The organism is Kitasatospora sp. NPDC048407, from assembly GCF_043200475.1.
Classification (GTDB): Bacteria; Actinomycetota; Actinomycetes; order Streptomycetales; family Streptomycetaceae; genus Kitasatospora.
In genome coordinates this window covers 237,270-253,547 of the sequence record NZ_JBICXW010000002.1, presented here as the reverse complement: position 1 = coordinate 253,547, position 16,278 = coordinate 237,270, and the positions used below count along the sequence as shown (strand labels likewise).

General features: G+C 72.3%; 18 protein-coding genes and 1 pseudogene. 6 read left to right on the top strand and 13 right to left on the bottom strand.

Annotated features, from left to right (window positions below; translation table 11 throughout):
- The first annotated feature begins 59 nt into the window (after positions 1-59).
- Both ACGFWJ_RS06475 and ACGFWJ_RS06470 read left to right on the top strand, forming a co-directional pair.
- Positions 60-644: a hypothetical protein gene (locus ACGFWJ_RS06475; protein WP_392945874.1), complete on the top strand. Its 585-nt coding sequence runs from the start codon at positions 60-62 to the stop codon at positions 642-644.
- 285 nt (positions 645-929) lie between these two features.
- Complete coding sequence (locus ACGFWJ_RS06470; protein WP_392945872.1) at positions 930-1,574, top strand: hypothetical protein; 645 nt, start codon at positions 930-932, stop codon at positions 1,572-1,574.
- Between the two features lie 34 nt (positions 1,575-1,608).
- Here the strand turns inward: ACGFWJ_RS06470 and ACGFWJ_RS06465 are convergent, their stop codons facing one another.
- Complete coding sequence (locus ACGFWJ_RS06465; protein ID WP_392945870.1) at positions 1,609-2,385, bottom strand: alpha/beta fold hydrolase; 777 nt, start codon at positions 2,383-2,385, stop codon at positions 1,609-1,611.
- A gap of 57 nt (positions 2,386-2,442) precedes the next feature.
- On the opposite strand from ACGFWJ_RS06465, the gene ACGFWJ_RS06460 reads away from it, so the two are divergent.
- The gene (locus tag ACGFWJ_RS06460) at positions 2,443-2,916 is read left to right on the top strand and encodes a MarR family winged helix-turn-helix transcriptional regulator (protein WP_392945868.1); all 474 of its coding nucleotides are present in this window, start codon (positions 2,443-2,445) and stop codon (positions 2,914-2,916) included.
- A gap of 72 nt (positions 2,917-2,988) precedes the next feature.
- On the opposite strand, the pseudogene ACGFWJ_RS06455 reads toward ACGFWJ_RS06460, so the two are convergent.
- The 4 genes and pseudogenes from ACGFWJ_RS06455 to ACGFWJ_RS06440 all read right to left on the bottom strand — a co-directional run.
- A pseudogene (locus tag ACGFWJ_RS06455) lies at positions 2,989-3,141 on the bottom strand (cupin domain-containing protein); the annotation flags it as partial.
- A 140-nt stretch (positions 3,142-3,281) separates the two neighbouring features.
- Complete coding sequence (locus ACGFWJ_RS06450; protein ID WP_392945866.1) at positions 3,282-3,821, bottom strand: SMI1/KNR4 family protein; 540 nt, start codon at positions 3,819-3,821, stop codon at positions 3,282-3,284.
- 530 nt (positions 3,822-4,351) lie between these two features.
- On the bottom strand, positions 4,352-5,119 hold the full coding sequence (locus ACGFWJ_RS06445; RefSeq protein ID WP_392945864.1) for a carbon-nitrogen hydrolase family protein: 768 nt from the start codon (positions 5,117-5,119) through the stop codon (positions 4,352-4,354).
- A gap of 104 nt (positions 5,120-5,223) precedes the next feature.
- Positions 5,224-5,604 (bottom strand): NUDIX domain-containing protein, encoded by a 381-nt coding sequence (locus ACGFWJ_RS06440; RefSeq protein ID WP_392945862.1) that lies wholly within the window; start codon positions 5,602-5,604, stop codon positions 5,224-5,226.
- A 75-nt stretch (positions 5,605-5,679) separates the two neighbouring features.
- Between ACGFWJ_RS06440 and ACGFWJ_RS06435 the strand changes: the two genes are divergently transcribed.
- From ACGFWJ_RS06435 to ACGFWJ_RS06425, 3 genes are all read left to right on the top strand, one after another.
- Positions 5,680-6,147 carry a nuclear transport factor 2 family protein gene (locus ACGFWJ_RS06435; RefSeq protein ID WP_387646718.1) on the top strand — a complete coding sequence of 156 codons (468 nt, stop codon included), beginning with the start codon at positions 5,680-5,682 and terminating at the stop codon, positions 6,145-6,147.
- Between the two features lie 117 nt (positions 6,148-6,264).
- Positions 6,265-7,305 carry an NAD(P)-dependent alcohol dehydrogenase gene (locus ACGFWJ_RS06430; RefSeq protein ID WP_392945860.1) on the top strand — a complete coding sequence of 347 codons (1,041 nt, stop codon included), beginning with the start codon at positions 6,265-6,267 and terminating at the stop codon, positions 7,303-7,305.
- Between the two features lie 31 nt (positions 7,306-7,336).
- Positions 7,337-8,245 (top strand): NAD(P)H-binding protein, encoded by a 909-nt coding sequence (locus tag ACGFWJ_RS06425; protein ID WP_392945858.1) that lies wholly within the window; start codon positions 7,337-7,339, stop codon positions 8,243-8,245.
- Positions 8,246-8,258: 13 nt separating this feature from the next.
- On the opposite strand, the gene ACGFWJ_RS06420 is transcribed toward ACGFWJ_RS06425, so the two are convergent.
- The 8 genes from ACGFWJ_RS06420 to ACGFWJ_RS06385 all read right to left on the bottom strand — a co-directional run bounded on the left by ACGFWJ_RS06420 (position 8,259) and on the right by ACGFWJ_RS06385 (position 16,234).
- Positions 8,259-9,434 (bottom strand): GyrI-like domain-containing protein, encoded by a 1,176-nt coding sequence (locus ACGFWJ_RS06420; protein WP_392945856.1) that lies wholly within the window; start codon positions 9,432-9,434, stop codon positions 8,259-8,261.
- 191 nt (positions 9,435-9,625) lie between these two features.
- Positions 9,626-10,657 carry an SDR family oxidoreductase gene (locus ACGFWJ_RS06415; protein ID WP_392945854.1) on the bottom strand — a complete coding sequence of 344 codons (1,032 nt, stop codon included), beginning with the start codon at positions 10,655-10,657 and terminating at the stop codon, positions 9,626-9,628.
- Between the two features lie 31 nt (positions 10,658-10,688).
- The gene (locus ACGFWJ_RS06410) at positions 10,689-11,936 is read right to left on the bottom strand and encodes a beta-ketoacyl-[acyl-carrier-protein] synthase family protein (protein ID WP_392945852.1); all 1,248 of its coding nucleotides are present in this window, start codon (positions 11,934-11,936) and stop codon (positions 10,689-10,691) included.
- Positions 11,933-12,187 (bottom strand): acyl carrier protein, encoded by a 255-nt coding sequence (locus ACGFWJ_RS06405; RefSeq protein WP_387646731.1) that lies wholly within the window; start codon positions 12,185-12,187, stop codon positions 11,933-11,935. Before ACGFWJ_RS06405 ends, ACGFWJ_RS06410 begins: the two co-directional genes overlap by 4 nt.
- Positions 12,188-12,237: 50 nt before the next feature.
- Entirely contained in the window at positions 12,238-13,482 is a 1,245-nt protein-coding gene (locus ACGFWJ_RS06400) for an aspartate aminotransferase family protein (protein WP_392945849.1), read from the bottom strand.
- Positions 13,479-13,934 (bottom strand): type II toxin-antitoxin system RatA family toxin, encoded by a 456-nt coding sequence (locus ACGFWJ_RS06395; RefSeq protein ID WP_387646736.1) that lies wholly within the window; start codon positions 13,932-13,934, stop codon positions 13,479-13,481. The genes ACGFWJ_RS06400 and ACGFWJ_RS06395 overlap by 4 nt, the downstream gene beginning before the upstream one ends.
- The gene (locus ACGFWJ_RS06390; RefSeq protein ID WP_392945847.1) at positions 13,921-15,099 is read right to left on the bottom strand and encodes a GNAT family N-acetyltransferase; all 1,179 of its coding nucleotides are present in this window, start codon (positions 15,097-15,099) and stop codon (positions 13,921-13,923) included. Before ACGFWJ_RS06390 ends, ACGFWJ_RS06395 begins: the two co-directional genes overlap by 14 nt.
- Positions 15,100-15,103: 4 nt before the next feature.
- Positions 15,104-16,234, bottom strand: coding sequence for an acyl-CoA dehydrogenase (locus tag ACGFWJ_RS06385; RefSeq protein WP_387864082.1), 1,131 nt, complete (start codon positions 16,232-16,234; stop codon positions 15,104-15,106).
- Positions 16,235-16,278: the final 44 nt, after the last annotated feature.

The following is a 16,278-nucleotide window of genomic DNA, read 5'->3' as shown; positions in this document are numbered from 1 at the left end:
GCCGGCGCGTGGGTTATTGCGGGCCGGCCACTGGGGCCGGCGCAGATAGGGGGAACGACATGCGACGGTGGACCACCGCGCTGGCTGCCGTGATGCTCGCCGCGGGGGTGGCGGCGACCGCGGTCCCGACGGCCTCGGCCGTCACCGCCACCACCGACTGCCAGGCCGTGTGGGGCAGTCTCGACCGGCAGGACCGGACCGTCCCGTACCAGCCGCAGGCGCTGACGAACATCCGCACCGGTACCCACGAGTGCTTCGACCGCCTGGTGATCGATGTTCCGGGCACCTCACCGCAGAACCCGCTCGCCTACCGGGTGCACTACACGAACGGCAACACCATCTACCAGGCCGGCTCCGGCACACCGATCCCGGTGAACGGCGGCGCCGTCCTGGAGATCGTCGTCGGCGCGAGCTCCTACGACCCCACCACCTGGCAGAAGGTCTACCCGGCCCGGTCGGGCGACCCGCTCCCGGGCGTCGACCTCACCGGCCACCGCACCTTCGTGGACACCCGCTTCGCCGGCAGCATGGAGGGCGAGACCCAGTTCGGCCTCGGCGTCCGGGCACGCCTGCCGTTCGAGGTCTTCCAACTCGACAACCGACTCGTCATCGACGTCGCCCACAGCTGGAGCACCACCGGCTGACCCCGCAGACCCCGCGGCATCCGGTGACCACGTGAGAGCGGCGCTCGACCGCACGGGCACCCGGTGACGGCCCGAAGCTCTGGAAGAACAAGGCGACTTGTTCAACCGGAGCTTCGACGCGCATGACCACGCGGGCGCAGGCCGTAAGCCGGTCGCGCGGCCACAGCCGCCGACCTCCCTGTCCGGCCGGCGCCCGTCGTACCGGAACCGGCGGCCGCTTCCCGGGCGTCCGACTTCCCGGGTTGCCGTCGTCCGCAGCTGGGAGGGTTTCGGATCACGGGGATCGTGACGTGGGCCGTCGTCGGGGTGCTGTTCGCACTGCTGCCGCTCGTCCACTGGCTGCTGCGCGCCCGTCCCACGCCGCTCCGGGCAGCCGTCGCCGCCGCGTTGACGCTCTGGCTGGCGCTGGTACTCGCGGTGGCGTTCGACCTGCTGCACCCGCGCAGCAAGGCCGAGCTCTACCTGCTCCACACGCCGCTCGCCGAACTGGCCGTCCTGATCGGCCTGCGGCTGGACCGGCGGATCGCCGGCCGGCGCACCGGGCGTCCGGCCGGCTGGTCCCGCGCGGTGGGCATCGCCTTCTACGGCCAGTTGGGCCTCATCCTCGCCGCGACCCCGCTGCTGGCGCTCGTGGCCTTCCACGAGGCGGGGATCCCGTCCCGGACGGCCATGCCGGAACCGCCGCCCGGCTACACCGTCCTCGACACCGGCAAGGGCTGCGGCAACGGCCACGCCGCCACCTGCTGGCGCACGCTCTACCTGGCGGGCCCACCCGGCGTACCGACCGCGGCAGCCGCCGACCGGCTCCGGCCCCGGCAACGGTGCGAGGCGAACGGCTGGTTGCTCGACCGTCGCGCCCTCTGCACCGAGGTGAGCACCGACGGCGCCAGGATCGTCTACCGCGTCCTCCTCGGCGGCAACGACTCCTAGAACGCGGCATGTTGGAGCCAGTGCGGGGCTCTGGTCACAGGGTGCGCAGGAGGTCTTCGAGTGCCTTGTTGAAGGCCTCCGGGCGTTCCATGTTGGGGTAGTGGGCGGTCCCGTCGATCGTGACGGTGTGCCCGTTGGGGGCGGCGCGGGTGAGGCGTTCGGCCATGGTGATGTGGTCGGGCGAGTCGAGGGCGCCGTTGATGGCCCGTACGGGCACGTCGATGCGGGTGGCGCGGTTCCAGGTGTCGCGGATGGGGATGCGCAGGTCGGGTTCGCCGGCGGTGTGCTTGGACAGGGTGCTGTGGGTCATCTCGCGCAGGCGGCCGACGACGTCGGGGGCGAGTTCGTCGAGGGTGCGGTCCGGTCCGGCGGCGAAGAGCGTGAAGGCGTCGACGGCGGCGTTCAGGTCGCCGGCGGCCATCGCCGTCTGCCAGGTGGTCCAGGTACGGAGGGTCCACGGGTCGGTGAAGTCCGGCTCGCTGGTTCCGGCGCCGCTGACGACCACGGCGCTGACCAGTTCGGGGTGTTCCAGTGCGGTGTCGACCGCGATGCTCCCTCCCATGGAGACGCCCACCAGGATCGCGGGGCCGGTGTCCAGGTGTCGAAGCAGCGCGGCGAGGTCGTCGGTGTGCCGGAACGGTTCGGTGGCGTTGGCGGACCGGCCGTGGCCGCGGGCGTCGGGCGCGATGACGCGGTAGTGCGTGGCGAGGGCGGGGATCTGGTCGTTCCACATGCGGTGGTCCAGGAAGCCGCCGTGCAGCAGGACCAAGGGTTTGCCGGTGCCGGTGTCCAGCCAGAACAGATCATTCATGACAACCAAGGTGTCACTATTGCGGGAGAATGACAACCGGGGTGCCATCATGGCGGTATGGACGAAGCACACACCGGCCCGGTGCCCGAAGAGCTGACGGACCGACTCACCGAGGTGTTCGACCTGGTGGGGCCGTTGTACCGGCGCACCCACCGCACGGTGGAGCAGGACATGTCCGCCGAGGGGCTGTCGGCCGGAATCCGCGCCGTGCTCAACCTGCTCCGCGACCACGGGCCCATGACCGTCCCTCAGATGGGGCGGGCGCAGACGCTCAGCCGGCAGTTCGTCCAGCGCATGGTCAACGACGCGGCCGCGAAAGGCCTGGTCGAGTCCGTTCCCAACCCGGCCCACCAGAGGTCCTCCCTCATCCGGCTGACCGAACCGGGCCGGACCGCCATCACCGCGGTACTCGACCGCGAACGCGCAGTCCTCCGCCACGCCGCCGACGACCTCACCGGCCCCGACATCGACGCCTGCCTCCGAGTCCTGTCCCGGCTCCTCCACGTCATGGGCGACGCCGACGTCGACTGAGCCCGGCCGCCGCTCCGGGCCGCCGAGCACCGCCGCCCCGCAGGACCGGAAGCGGCGCGGTCCGGCGGCCGCTCAGGCGGAGGCCTCCGGTGCGGCGCACCAGACGGGGCTGTCCACGTAGTGGTTGTCGAAACGTTCCGCGGATTCGGTGATCTCCTTCGGATCGGCCTCGCCACGCATGACCCGGCCGAGCAGGCGCAGGTAGTCGAACCGCCCGAGGCCCGGGGGTTCGTCGTGATCACGAGCCCAGAGTTCCGAATGGCCCGCCGCAGAGGTCAATCCTGCCCGGAGATCATGGGTCAATTGCCGCCTGCGGACCGGAAACCCGCCCGGCCGAACCGCCCCGGCGGCAAGACAGTTGCCCCTTACCCGAAGAGGCCGGAGGGCCGGAAGTCGTGAGGATCGGAAGGGAAGAGGTCGGAGAGGATCTCGGAGCGTGTCTCGCCCGTGAGGGAGCGGGCGAGGAAGCGGGTGAGAGTGAGGTCGAAGTGCTCCCACCAGGGGCCGCGGGCTTCGTTGACCATGACGGTCCACTGGTCGGGGTGCTGGCCCGGCTGGGCAAGCCAGTACAGGAACTCGCCGTTGTCGGTGGAGGCCCAGGGGATGATCCGGGCGTCGGCGTGGTCGAGTTGGGCGGGCTTCGGCTCGCTGCTGGACCACAGGTACTCGTTGGCTTCGGCGCGTTCCTCGATGGCCTCGAAGAGGTCGTAGTACTCGTTGGCGCAGCCGGGTTCGAGGATCCACAGGTAGTTGTCGACGTAGCCGCCGCCGTAGGTGTCGATGAAGGCCTTGTAGTCGGCGGGGAGGTCCGCGCCGAGCCGTCGGCATACCGAGTCCCAGTCCTTGGGATGGACGTCGGCGGGACGGGGCAGCAGGCCTGTGAGGGTGTCGAGGCTGCTGACCACGAGGTGCCACTCCTTCTTGTCGCAGACGCTGAGGACGTTGGTACCGGTACCGGATCCCGGATGGGCGGCTCCAGGACACCGCGGGTGCCGTGCGGGGCAGCCGGCAGTCCGCAGGTTCTCCACCGCCGTCAATCCGGCACCGATTCTCAACCTTCCTCCCCAGAGCTGAAGTTGGGGCCTCGATGGGATCGCGGTGGAGAGAATCCGGGACCCGGCTGGGACGCGGCCGGCTACGGCTGGGACAGCAGGCTCAGGACGGCCTGCCGGTAGGCGGCGTACACCTGGGGCAGTGCGGCGAGGTGTGCTCGCTCGTCGGTGCCGTGCAGCCCTTCGTAGGGCACGCCGAAGCCGGCCGTGGCCGGGATCCCTTCTCCGGCGAGCAGGTTGCCGATGTTGGAGGGACCGGCGACGCCTGGGCGCGGCCGGGTTCGTCCTCGCCTCGCTGGCCTGCGGGCTGTCCCCGTGGTCGACCGGGTGGGCCGCCGACCCCTGGAGTGCGCCGGGGTGAACCTGACCTTCCAGGTGGTGCGTCACGTTGGCCGGCTCACCGGCGGGGGCATCAGTTCCGCGCGCAGGTCCATGGCGCGGCTGGCCAGGGCGGGGAGACTGAACGCCACGGTCTGGCCCGCGTCGGGGCCGGCCTGTGTGGCGAGGTCTCCGTTCGGTGTCCAGATGCCCGAGCCGCCGGAGGTGTGGGCGAAGGTGCCGCTGGGGCCTGCGGCTGTGGCGAGGACGACCCAGGTGGCGTGGGTGGTGGCGCGTTCACGCATGTGGGAGTCGCGGCGGCTGTGGGAGTCCGGGCCGTAGATGGTGCTGGCGACGTACGCGTCGATTCCGAGTGCCGCCGTGTCGGCGGCGTGTTGGGGCACGGCCGCGTCGTAGCAGATGGCCAGTCCGAGCCGCCAGCCGTCGAGGGTGAGCACGGTCGGCTTCTCGCCGGGGGTGAAGCGGTCGAACTCTGCTCCGTGGAGCCACATTTTCCGGTAGGCCACGGTCACGCTCTCGCCGGTCACTGCCAGCGTGGCGATGTACTCGCGGCCGTCCGCGTCCCGCGCCGGAGCGCCGACCAGCGCGACTGCGCCGGCCGCGCGGCAGGCTTCCACGATCGGCCGGAGGCGGCTGTCGTCCGTGGCGAGTGACGGCGCACCGAGGTCGTACCCGGTGAGGGAGAGTTCGGGGAAGACGACCAGTCGGGCCTCGGCCCGCACGATCGCCCGGGCGTGCAGTTCCGCGTTGGCCAGGACATCCGCCCCGGCCCAACTGGGCTGTACCGCAGCGACTGCCAGCGGGGTTCCCACTCTCCGACTCCTGTCGTTCGAACGTAGGCGCACAGGTGACGCCCCATGATCACCTATTGGCCGCAGTGCCCGTCAAGCCCCGCCCCGATGACACACGACACACGTCACTGCTCGACCAGGGCGCGCGGATCCACGTCGCTGTCCCAGCCGTGGGTGGAGAAGCCCCGCCCGCCGCCGGTGAGGTAGGCGGTGAGGGCGGCGTGCAAGGTGGGGAACATCGGGGTGGGCAGCGCCACGGCGTCCACCCAGCGGACGGCGAGGTGCTTGTCGGGCTCGGTGTTCGTCAGCTCGCCCTGCCAGGACGTCGCGGCGAACACCGAGAGCAGGAACGGCCCTTTGCCGTCCCACCCCGCCCCGACCTGAACGGTGTGGACCAGCCGCAGCTCCTCGGGGGCGACGACCAGCCCTGCCTCCTCCCGCAGCTCACGGGCGGCGGCCTGATCGAACCTGGGCGACGGCGATGCGGACCCTCCGCGGCTGAGCAACAGGTCCGCGTTGCGGGCGGCCCGGGCCCGGGGTGTCGTAACAGGTGTACCGGACGCCGTCCCGAGGGAGCCGCCATGTCCGTCCACACCCCGGTCTCGGAGCAGGAGGCCGCCGACCGGCTGGCCATCCGGGAACTGGTCGACGCGTACGCGCGCTGCGCGGATCGCCGGGACGCCGCGGGGCAGCAGGCCCTGTTCACCGAGGACGCCCGCTTCCTGGTGCACATGGACGCCGGCGCGGCCGAGCCGGCCCAGGAGCTGCGCGGCCGGGAGGCCCTCGCGCCGGTCTTCGCGGACCTGAACTCCCACCGGGCGACCCTGCACTTCAACGGTCGGAGCACCGTCACCCTGGACGGCGACCGCGCGACGGGCGAGAGTTACTGCCTGGCGCACCACCTCTCCTACGGGGCGGACGCCGAACGCACGGTCATGATCGCCGCCATCCGCTACCTGGACGTGTTCGTCAAGCAGCACGGCCGCTGGCTCTTCGCCGAACGCCGCCTGCTCGTCGACTGGACCGAGACCCGCCCCTGTTCCCCGTGACTTCCCCGTGACTTCCCCTGACGTCACCGGCCGTCGCCCCATCGGCGGTAGCCGCGCGGGTGGTTCACCCGCCACACCGACACCCAGACCCGTTCCGCAGAGAAGGGACCCGACGGAATGACCACCGTCGCCGCCTACGCCGCCCCCGCCGCCAACGCCCCGCTCGCGCGCACCACCGTCGAGCGCCGGCCGGTCGGCGAGCACGACGTGCTGATCGACATCGCCTTCGTGGGCATCTGCCACTCCGACATCCACCAGGTCCACGACGGCTGGGGCGGCGCCGTCTTCCCGATGGTCCCGGGGCACGAGATCACCGGAGTGGTCGCTCAAGTCGGCGGGAGTGTCACGAAGTTCGCGGTCGGCGACCGGGTCGGCGTCGGCTGCATGGTCGACTCCTGCCGGACGTGCGACAACTGCCGGGCGGGGCTGGAGCAGTACTGCGACGACGGCCCGGTGTGGACGTACAACGCCGTCGACCGGCAGGGCCGGCCGACCTACGGCGGCTACGCGGAGACCATCGTCGTGGATCAGGACTTCGTGCTGCGCTTCCCGGACGCCCTCCCGATGGACGCCGGCGCCCCGCTGCTGTGCGCCGGCATCACCACCTACTCGCCGCTGCGGCACTGGGGCGCGGGCCCGGGGAAGCGGGTCGCGGTCGTCGGTTTCGGCGGCATCGGCCACGTGGCGGTGAAGATCGCGCACGCGCTCGGGGCGGAGGTCACCGTGCTGTCGCAGTCGCTGCGCAAGCGGGACGACGGCCTGCGGCTGGGCGCCGACCGCTACTACGCCACCTCCGACCCGGCGACCTTCGACGCGCTCTCCCGCCGCTTCGACCTGATCCTCAACACCGTCTCCGCCCCGCTCGACTTCCCCGCCCTGTTCGACCTGCTGCGCCGGGACGGCACCATGGTCAACCTCGGCCTGCCCGAGAAGGAGCTGCCGGTGGACCTGCGCACGCTGGGCGGCAACCGGCGCAGCATGAGCAGTTCCAGCATCGGCGGCATCGCGGAGACCCAGGAGATGCTCGACTTCTGCGCGCGGCACGGCGTGGCCGCCGAGATCGAGACGATCCGCGCCGACCAGGTCAACGAGGCGTACAAGCGCGTGCAGGCCGGCGATGTCCGCTACCGCTTCGTCATCGACGCCGCGACCGTCTGACGGCGCGACAGGCCGGGGAAGGAGATCCCGCGTGCAGCCGATTCTGGTGACCGGCGCCGCAGGCAGGGTGGGGGCCGTGGGGCGGTCCGTGGTGGAGGAGTTGCGCGGACGCGGCCTGCCGGTCCGGGCGCTGGTGCGGCGCGACGACGAGCGCGCCAAGGCGCTGCGGGCGACGGGCGCCGAGGTGGTGGTCGCGGACCTGACCCGGATCGGCGAGGTGACGAAGGCGCTGTCGGGCTGCACGCGGGTGTACTTCGGCATGGGCGTGTCGGCCCAGTACCTCCAGGCCGCGGTCACGACGGCGGCCGTGGCGCGGGCGGCGCCGGACCTGGAGGTACTGGTCAACATGTCGCAACTGACCGTCTCCGAGCTGGACTTGGCCGAGGCGGGCGAGTCGCGGCAGCACCGGCAGCAGTGGCTGGTGGAGCAGGTCCTCGGCTGGTCGGGGCTGCCGGTGGTCGAGGTCAGGCCGACCGTGTTCCTGGAGAACCCGCTGTTCCGGGTCGGCCTGTCCTCGATCGCCCGGGACGGCACCATCCGGCTGCCGCTCGGCCGCGCCCGGACCTCGCCGGTCGCGGCGGCCGACGTCGCGGCGGTGGTCGCGCAGGTGCTGGCCGAGCCGCAGCCGCACCTCGGCCGCACCTACGAACTGACCGGCCCGCGCTCGCAGGACGGGGACGCCGTCGCCGCGGAGGTGTCCGCCGCCCTCGGCCGGCCGGTCGGCTACACCGATGTGCCGCTCGACGAGTGGATCGACCGCGACCTCGAGCCGCTCGGGCTGCCGGACCACGTGTTCGAGCACATCGCCACCATGGCCCGGCTGCACGCCGAGAACCGCTACGACCGCCGGGCCGACGGCGTGCAGCTGGTCACCGGGCGTCCGGCCACCGGTGTCGGCGACTACGTCCGCCGGCACGCCGACCGGATCGCGGGGCCGTGAACACCCTTACCGGTCAGGCGGGTTCGACCGGCTGGCGGACGACGGTCTTCAGTTTCTCTGGCGCGGTCCTGCGGGGGTCGCCGAGGTAGATCTCGTGGTGCTTGGCGCCGGGCCGCAGGCCGTTGGCCGGCAGGTACTCGTGGTGCAGCTGGTGCAGGGCGGGCGCTTCGTCGTCGTAGGAGCCGATGTGCAGCAGCTGGGCGCTGGGGCCCTCGTGCAGGGTGAGCCGGCGGACGTCGGCGATGGTGGGGTGCTTCTTCTTGGCGAGTGCGGTCTGCCGGGCCTCGTCGATCATCTGCTCGGTGATCCAGCCGGGCAGGCTGATCATCATGGTCCAGTTCCAGCTGTCCTTGTCCCGGCTGGTGAAGGCCTCGAACTCCTCGGCCCACCACAGCCCTTCCAGCGGGCCGACCACGAAGTCCCGGCCGCCCTCGGCCTGCTTGCCCGCGAACTTCAGGGTGTACGCGACGGCGTAGAGCGCCTCGACGGCGGCGGCGTGGGCGGGTGCGGTGTTCGGGTTGCCGCTGCCGTCGACGGCGAGGAACTGCTGTTCGGGGACGTCCACGACGGCCCACGTGGTGTTCTTGGGCGCGTAGAACTCCTTCAGGTCCTTCTTGATGTCGTACGGTGCCATGCTCGGTCCCCCTCCTTGTGGGTGCGCACCGCCAAGCGATGCCCGGTAACGGTCCAACCAGTCCTGTTCGGCGCGTAGTTGGCCCAGCGAGTAGTCGAAGATCGCGCGCGCGAAATCGGGCACGGGCGGCCCGGCGGCTTCGGCCACTTGCTCGATGCGTTCGGCGAGCGCCCGCGAGCGCCGCTCCAGGGCGTCGAGCAGCTGTTCGTGGCCGATGGCGGGCTGGTTGGCCAGGCCGACCAGGACGCGCGGGTACAGCGGGTGCAGTTCGGCGATCGCCGCCTCGGCCGCCGCCGCGCAGGCCCGTCGGCCCTCGGCGGTCGCGCCGAACACCTTGCGCCGTTTGTCGCCGACGACGGCCGATCCCTCGACCTGTTCGATCAGTCCGCGTTCCCGGAGCTTCGTCAGCAGGTAGTAGATCGAGCTGAATCCGACCTCGGTCCACTCCCGCATCCCGCGCTCCGCGATCACCCCCTCCAGCTCGTATCCGTGCCGGGGTTTCTCCACCAGCAGCCCGAGCAGCGTCAGCTCGGCGGCGGTCAGGCCTGAGTCCATGGAAACTATCCTAGCGCTAGGATAGTGGGCCACGGCTGTCCACCGATCGGACGGCAGGTTCAACCGGCCGGGCGTGCCGGGCGGCGCACCCGGCCGACCAGGATGCCGGCGGAGGCCGCCCGTTCCGGTCTCGCCGTCGATCCGGGCCGCAGCGTGGTCGTCGCCCTCGAACCGGGGCTGCTGACGCGACGTCAGGACGTGAGCAGCGTCCACGGTTCGGGGCGGGCCAGGGCGAGGCGGGGGCGGCGTTCGGCCCAGTGGTGGACGGAGGCGGCCATGGCGGCGGCGGGGTCGGCGACCTTCCAGGTGGGGTCGAAGGGGCGGCGCATGCTGGTGTAGCTCTGGAACATCGCGAGCAGTTTGACGGCCTGGCTCTGGATGGGCGAGAGCCACTGGTCGGCGAGCGGCAGGAAGAAGCGGTTCCAGCTGTCGACGGACACCAGCGGGGGGCGGTCGATGGGGGCGACGCCGTGCGCGGCGCGGAAGCGGTTGAGGGTGACGCAGATGACGTCGAGGAGTTCGTCGAGGTCGAGGCTGTCGGGGCCGGCGGCGATCACCTCGGTGCGGGGCTGCTCGGGCGGCGGAGCGAGGACGGCGGCGACCATGGCCGCCGCGACCTCGTCGACGGAGCTGATCTCGGCGTGGCCGGCCGGGTCGCCGACCACCACGGCGGCGGTGCCGGAGACCAGCGCCTGGAGGATCGAGTAGGGGCCGGAGAAGCGGGCGATCTCGCCGGTGCCGCGGCGGCCGACCACCAGGGGCGGGCGGATCAGGGTGAGCGGGCCGGGGTGGGCCTGGCGGGCGATCGCCTCGCAGGTGGCCTTGGACCACTCGTAGCCGTTGCGGTAGCCCTCGAACTCGGTGCCGCGCAGGTCCTCGGGGTTGCGGACGCCGCCGACGTACGCGGTGGACACCTGGACCAGGTGGGTGTCGCGGTCGGCGAGGGTGAGGACGGCGCGCAGCGGTTCGAGGTTGGCGGCGACGGCCTCGTCGCGGGTCAGCGTCCAGCGGGTGCTGGCCGCCGCGTGCACGATGACGTCCCAGTGCCCGGCCAGTTCGGCGGGTGGCGGTTCGGCGCCCATCCGCCAGCGCACCACCGTCTCGTCCCGCCGCGCCACCGGGACGAGGGTGAGGGGCCGGCCGTGCGCGGCGGTGGCGGCGCGCAGTTGGTGCGCGAACTCGGTGCCGACCACTCCGGTCGCCCCGGTGAGAAGGACTCGCATGTTTGGCTCCGCGAATTGAGCTGACGGGGGTTCAGAGCGGGGGCGCGAGCACCAGGCAGGCGTTCTGGCCGCCGAACCCGAAGGAGTTGGACAGCACGGGGGCGGGCGCGACGGTGCGCGGCGCGCCGCTCACCAGGTCCACCCAGTGCGCCTCGGGGCTGCTGCGCAGGTTGGCGACGGGCGGGACGGTGCCACGGGCCGCGCAGACCAGGGCGAGTGCGGCCTCGAGCGCGCCGGCGGCGCCGATCAGGTGGCCGGTGACGCCCTTGACGGCGGTGACCGGTGGCGACTGGCCGTCGAAGCACTGGTCGATCGCCCGGGCCTCGGCGCGGTCGCCGGGCACCGTCGATGTCCCGTGGGCGCTGATGTGGCCGATGTCGGCGGCGGACAGCCCGGCATCGGCGATGGCCTGCGTCATGCACCGGCCGGCCACTTCGCCGGATTCGTGCGGGGCGGCGATGTGGAAGGCGTCGCAGGTCTCGGCCCAGCCGGCGATCTCGCCGTGGATGCGGGCACCACGGGCGCGGGCCGCCTCCCAGCGTTCGAGCACCAGGACGGCCGCACCCTCCCCCATCACGAAGCCGTCCCGGTCGGCGTCGAACGGGCGGCTGGCCGTCGCCGGGTCGTCGTTGCGGGTGGACAGGGCCCGCATCCGGGCGAACGAGCCCATCACCACGGTGCTCACCGCGGAGTCGACGCCTCCGGCCACCGCCACGTCGAGTTCGCCGTGCCGGATCCGGCGGGCGGCCTCGGCGAGGGCGGTGCTGCCGCTGGCGCAGGCGCTGGAGTAGGTGGTGCAGACGCCCTGGAAGCCGTGGCGCAGCGCGATCCGGCAGGCGGGCGAGTTGTTCATGGTTCTGGGGACGGTGTGCACGGGCAGGTCGCGGGGGCGGTGGGCGAAGCCGGTGGTGGCGTCCTCCATGCTGGTGAGGCCGCCGATGCCGGTGCCGATCTGGACGCCGATACGGTCGGTCCGCTGGTCGGCGGGCAGTCGGGCCTCGGCCAGCGCGTCGGCGGCGGCGCAGAGCAGCAGTTGCGCGGGGCGGTCGATCTGGCGTACCTCGCGGGGGGTGAGGTACGCGGTGACGTCGAACGGCGGGGTCAGGCAGGCGATGTGGACGGGCAGGCCGGAGTCGGCCAGGCGGTCGAGCCGGGTGGTAGCGGAGCGGCCGGCCAGCAGGGCGGCGTAGACCTCCTCGATTCCGTTGCCGGCCGGGGACTTGACGCCGATTCCGGTGACGGCGACGCGGTGTCCGCCCGTGGGGTGGCGGCCGTTCATACGGCGGTGTCCAGCCGGGTGCGCAGCAGGTCGATGGCGTGGCCGACGTCGCGGGCGGCGATCAGGTCGCCCGGGTCGATGCGCAGTTGGAGGGCGCGTTCCAGTCGGGCGCCGATCTCCATGAGTTCCAGGCTGTCGATGCCGTAGTCCTCGAGCAGGCTGGTGCGGTCCTGGAGTTCGGCGGGGTCGGTGCCGAGGACGTCGGAGATGACCGTTCTGACCGTGACGGCCAGTTCCTCTCGTGTGGGCAAAGCTTCCTTCGCTCCTTCCGCCGCGGGTGCGGCCTCGGTGCCGGCCGTGGTCAGCCGGCGTCTGTTCTGCGCAGGGTTCGTCCGGTCGCCGCGAGTGCGGCGTCCAGCAGGGTGGCCGCTTCGGCGATGTCGGCGGCGGTGCTGATGAGCGGTGGCAGCAGCCGGACGGTGGTGGGGCGGCTCAGGCAGGGCGACACCAGGAGTCCGGTGCCGGCCAGTTCGACCAGGGTGGTGCCGGCGGCGTGCGGCGAGACGCAGTCGATGCCGCGCAGCAGGCCGCGGCCGCGGACGGCGCGCACCACGTCGGGGTGGCGGGCCCGGAGCTCGTCGAGGACGCCGTCCAGTTGTGCTGCCAACTGGCGTCCGTGGTCGGCGAGTTCCTCGATCACCTCGAGTGCGGCGGGGAGGGCGGCGCAGCTCAGCGGGTGGCCGCCGAAGGTGGCGGAGTGCAGGAACGGGTCGGCGGCGAGTGGTGCGTACATCCGTTCGGTGCAGAGCAGCGCGGAGAGCGGGACGACGCCGCCGCCGAGCGGTTTGCCGAGCAGGACGGCGTCGACCGGGAGGCCGTCGGCGAGGGCGACGGAGCGTTCGCCGCAGCGGCGCAGGCCGCACTGGATCTCGTCGGCGATCACGAAGGTGCCGTGCCGGGCGGCGTCCTCGCACCACTGGCGCAGGGTCTCGGTGGGCAGTGGCTGTGCGCCGTTCTCGCCCTGGACCGGTTCGAGGACGACGGCGGCCACTTCGCCGCCCGCCACTTCGCGGGCCACGGCGTGCGGGTCGTCGGCGTCGAGGTGGACGACGTCTACGGCGCAGCCGAGCAGGCCGGTGCGGTAGAGCGGGCTGTGGGTGAGGGCGAGTGCGCCGAGCGATTTGCCGTGGAAGCCGCCGCGTACGGCGAGGACGCGGGTGCGGCCGGTGGCCAGTCGGGCGAGTTTGACGGCGACTTCGACGACGTCGGCCCCGTTCAGGCCGAAGTAGACCTTGGGGAGCGCGTCGCCGAGGTAGCCGCTGAGGGCGGCGGCGGCCTGGGCGGCGACGGGGTTGGCGAGGCTGCGGGTGGCGGTCGGCATGGCGTCGAGCTGGGCGTGCACGGCGGCGGTCACGGCGGGGTGGCGGTGGCCGAGCAGGGTGACGGCGTAGGAGCCGAAGTCGAGTGCGGTGCGGCCGTCGGAGAGCGTCACCCGGCAGCCTTCGGCGGCCACTTCGACGGCACCGCGGCCGGCGAAGCCGCCGGACAGGGCGAGTTTCGGGGAGAAGTGGCGGCGCAGCTGATCGAAAGCGGGGGCGGTGGTCACCGGCTCACCGCCTGGAGCAGCAGTCGCTGTTCGAGGGCGGCGAGCATCTGGGCGGCGCTCTCGCGCAGTGCGTCGGCCGCGACGGGGTTGAGCATGTCGGCGAGCAGTGGGATGCCGATGTCGAAGTCGACGTGCAGGGCGACGGTGCTGCCGCCGCCGGGTGCGGCGCTCACCGCCCAGTGGCCGACGAACGCGCCGAGGTCGCCGCTGAGTTGTTCGAAGTCGAAGCGGCGCGCGGTGTGGTCGATGAGTTCGGTCTCGGTCCAGCGCAGGACGGAGCCCTTGAGGCGGACGGACCAGGCGGTGGTGCGGTGGTTCTCGTCGGGTTGTTCGACGATTTCGACGGAGTCGACGCTGTCCATGCAGTCGGGGTAGCCGAGGACGTCCACCACGACCGGCCAGGCGTCCTCGGGCGCCACGGCGATGGGCAGCTCCACTTCAACGCGCGGCATGTGAGGGCCTCTTTTCGCGGTGGGTCGGTTGGGTGTGGTGCGGTCCGAGCGCGTCGGCGCGGGCGGCGGTGAGGGTTGCCGGGAGGAGTCGGCGGAGCACCGCGCGGGGCAGGGCGCGGACGTGGGTCATGGCGTGCCACTGCTCGATCAGCGCGCAGCCCATCTCGACCTTGGGTTCGTAGGCGGTCTGAGCGAAGCGGATGTGTCGGCAGCCGTTGTCCATGGCGAGCCGGACGGCCGCGTAGTGCAGGTTGTGGTAGATCGCGGCGTCGTGGTTGAGGCGGTAGTCGAGGCCGATCCGGGCGCCGATGGCGCCGTCGCCGGTGAACAGGCAGAGCAGGAAGCCGACGGGCTCCGCTCCTTCGAAGCAGACCACCAGGCGGCTGCACGGGTCGTCCTGGCCGGTGAGGGCGGTGAGGAAGGCGTGGTCGAGGACGTCGAGTGTCTGGTCGGCGCGGTCCATCACCTGCCGGTAGAGGGCGAGCAGTTGGGGCAGCAGGTGCGCGTATTCGGCGAGGATCTCGATCCGCAGGTCGGGGTGGGCCTGGAAGCGGCGGATCTTGGCGCGGGCGTTGCGCCGTGGCTTGGCGGGGAGGCCGGCCAGGTACTCCTCGAAGGTGGCGGCGGACAGGGCGAGTTCGGTGTCGGGGAGGCCTGGGGCGAGGAAGAAGCCGGCGGCGGTGAGCGGTTCGCGCAGTGGGGCGAGGTCGGGGGCGGCGAAGTCCTTGAACACCACCGTTCCGAGTCCCTCGCGGCGCGCGAAGTCGAGGACGGCGTCCACCAGCAGGCGCCCGGCCGGGGCGTCGAGCGGGCGGGCGGTCAGCAGGTGGCCCTGGCCGAGCAGGTGGCCGCAGAACAGCATCGGGACCCGCAGCAGGCGGGGCGCGACGCGGCGCAGCGGGGCGAGCAGGCGGCGTTCCTGGGGGCCGACGATCCGGTCGAGCATCAGGTCGCGGAACAGGCACAGTGGCAGGACGGCCACCAGGTCGCTCTCGTGGCGGACCGTCAGGTAGCGGTAGCCGGCCGGCCCGACGCGGCTGCGTTCGAGCGCGGTGAACACGCCCCGGGACCACATCGGGTCGTCGGGCGGGGCGAGCCGTTCCCAGGCGCCGGGTGGCAACTCCTCGACGCTGCGCAGCTCTTCGATCTGGTAGCCCGGTGCCACCGGCTCAGCCGATCCGCAGGGCGCGGCCGTCGAGGAACTCCCGCAGTGGGCGGGCCATCCTGTTGCGGGCCGGTGGGTGGAAGGTCAGGCCGACGGCGGCGGAGGCGAGGTAGGAGCCGTCGGGTGAGCCGATGAACGCCATGCCGCCGAGGGCGGCGAGGCAGGCCCGGGTGGTGCGGGCGATGGCGTCCTGTGCGGCGTAGCGGGCGGTGAGTGCTTGGACCAGCAGGGCCTCGTTCCACTCCTCGTCGGCCATGGCGCGGGCGACGGCCTCGACGGCGAGCATGGCGGCTTCGACGGGGACGAGGTAGGGCGTGGGGTCGTCCTCGCCGCCGCCTTTGCGGTGCAGGGCGCGTTCGACCAGGGCGCTGGCCATGCCGAGGTAGCCGGCGGTGAGCAGGACTTCGAACCAGAGGAAGCCCGCCACGTTGAGTGTGTCGGGCACGGCGTCGGCGGTGACTTCGGTGGCGACCACCATGCTCGGGTCCAGCTCGACGTCGGTGAGCCGGACTTCGTCGCTCTCGGCGCCGGCCAGGATGTGCGTGCCCCAGAACGGGCGGACGGTGACTCCCGGGGTGGCGGCGGGGATCAGTGCGACGGCGAGCCTCGGGATGCCGTCCTCGCCGGTGAGGGCGACGGAGGCGGTCAGCAGGTCCATCGAGCGGGAGAGGCTGCACGGCATTTTGCTGCCGTTGAGGACGATCCGGTCGCCGCGCCGTTCGGCGGTGATGTGCGGGGTGAGGATGTTCTGGCCGGGCCGGCCTTCGGCGAATCCGGACGCGACCAGCATCCGTTCCTTGGCGATCGCCTCGAGCAGCAGCCCTTCCAGGCCGTTGCCGTACTTGGCGGCTTCGACCAGGCCGGCGATGGAGAAGTGGTGCATGGTGGTGGCGACCGCGAGCGAGGGGCAGCGGGCGCCGACGGCGCGCTGCACCCGGACGGCCTGCAGGGCGCTCGCTCCGGCGCCGGAGTGGGCGGCGGGCACCAGCAGGCCGGGGCCGCCGGCGTTCTTGAACTCCTCGATGGCCGGGCTGGGTGCCTGTTCCAGTGCCGTCAGCGGGTGGCGGGCGAGTGCCTGGTCCAACCCGGGCATGAGCGCTTCGAGTTCGGCGCGTTCGCGGTGCAGGTAGTTCACTGGCACGTCCTTCGGGGAGTGGCGGTACGACACGTGCGGCGGGT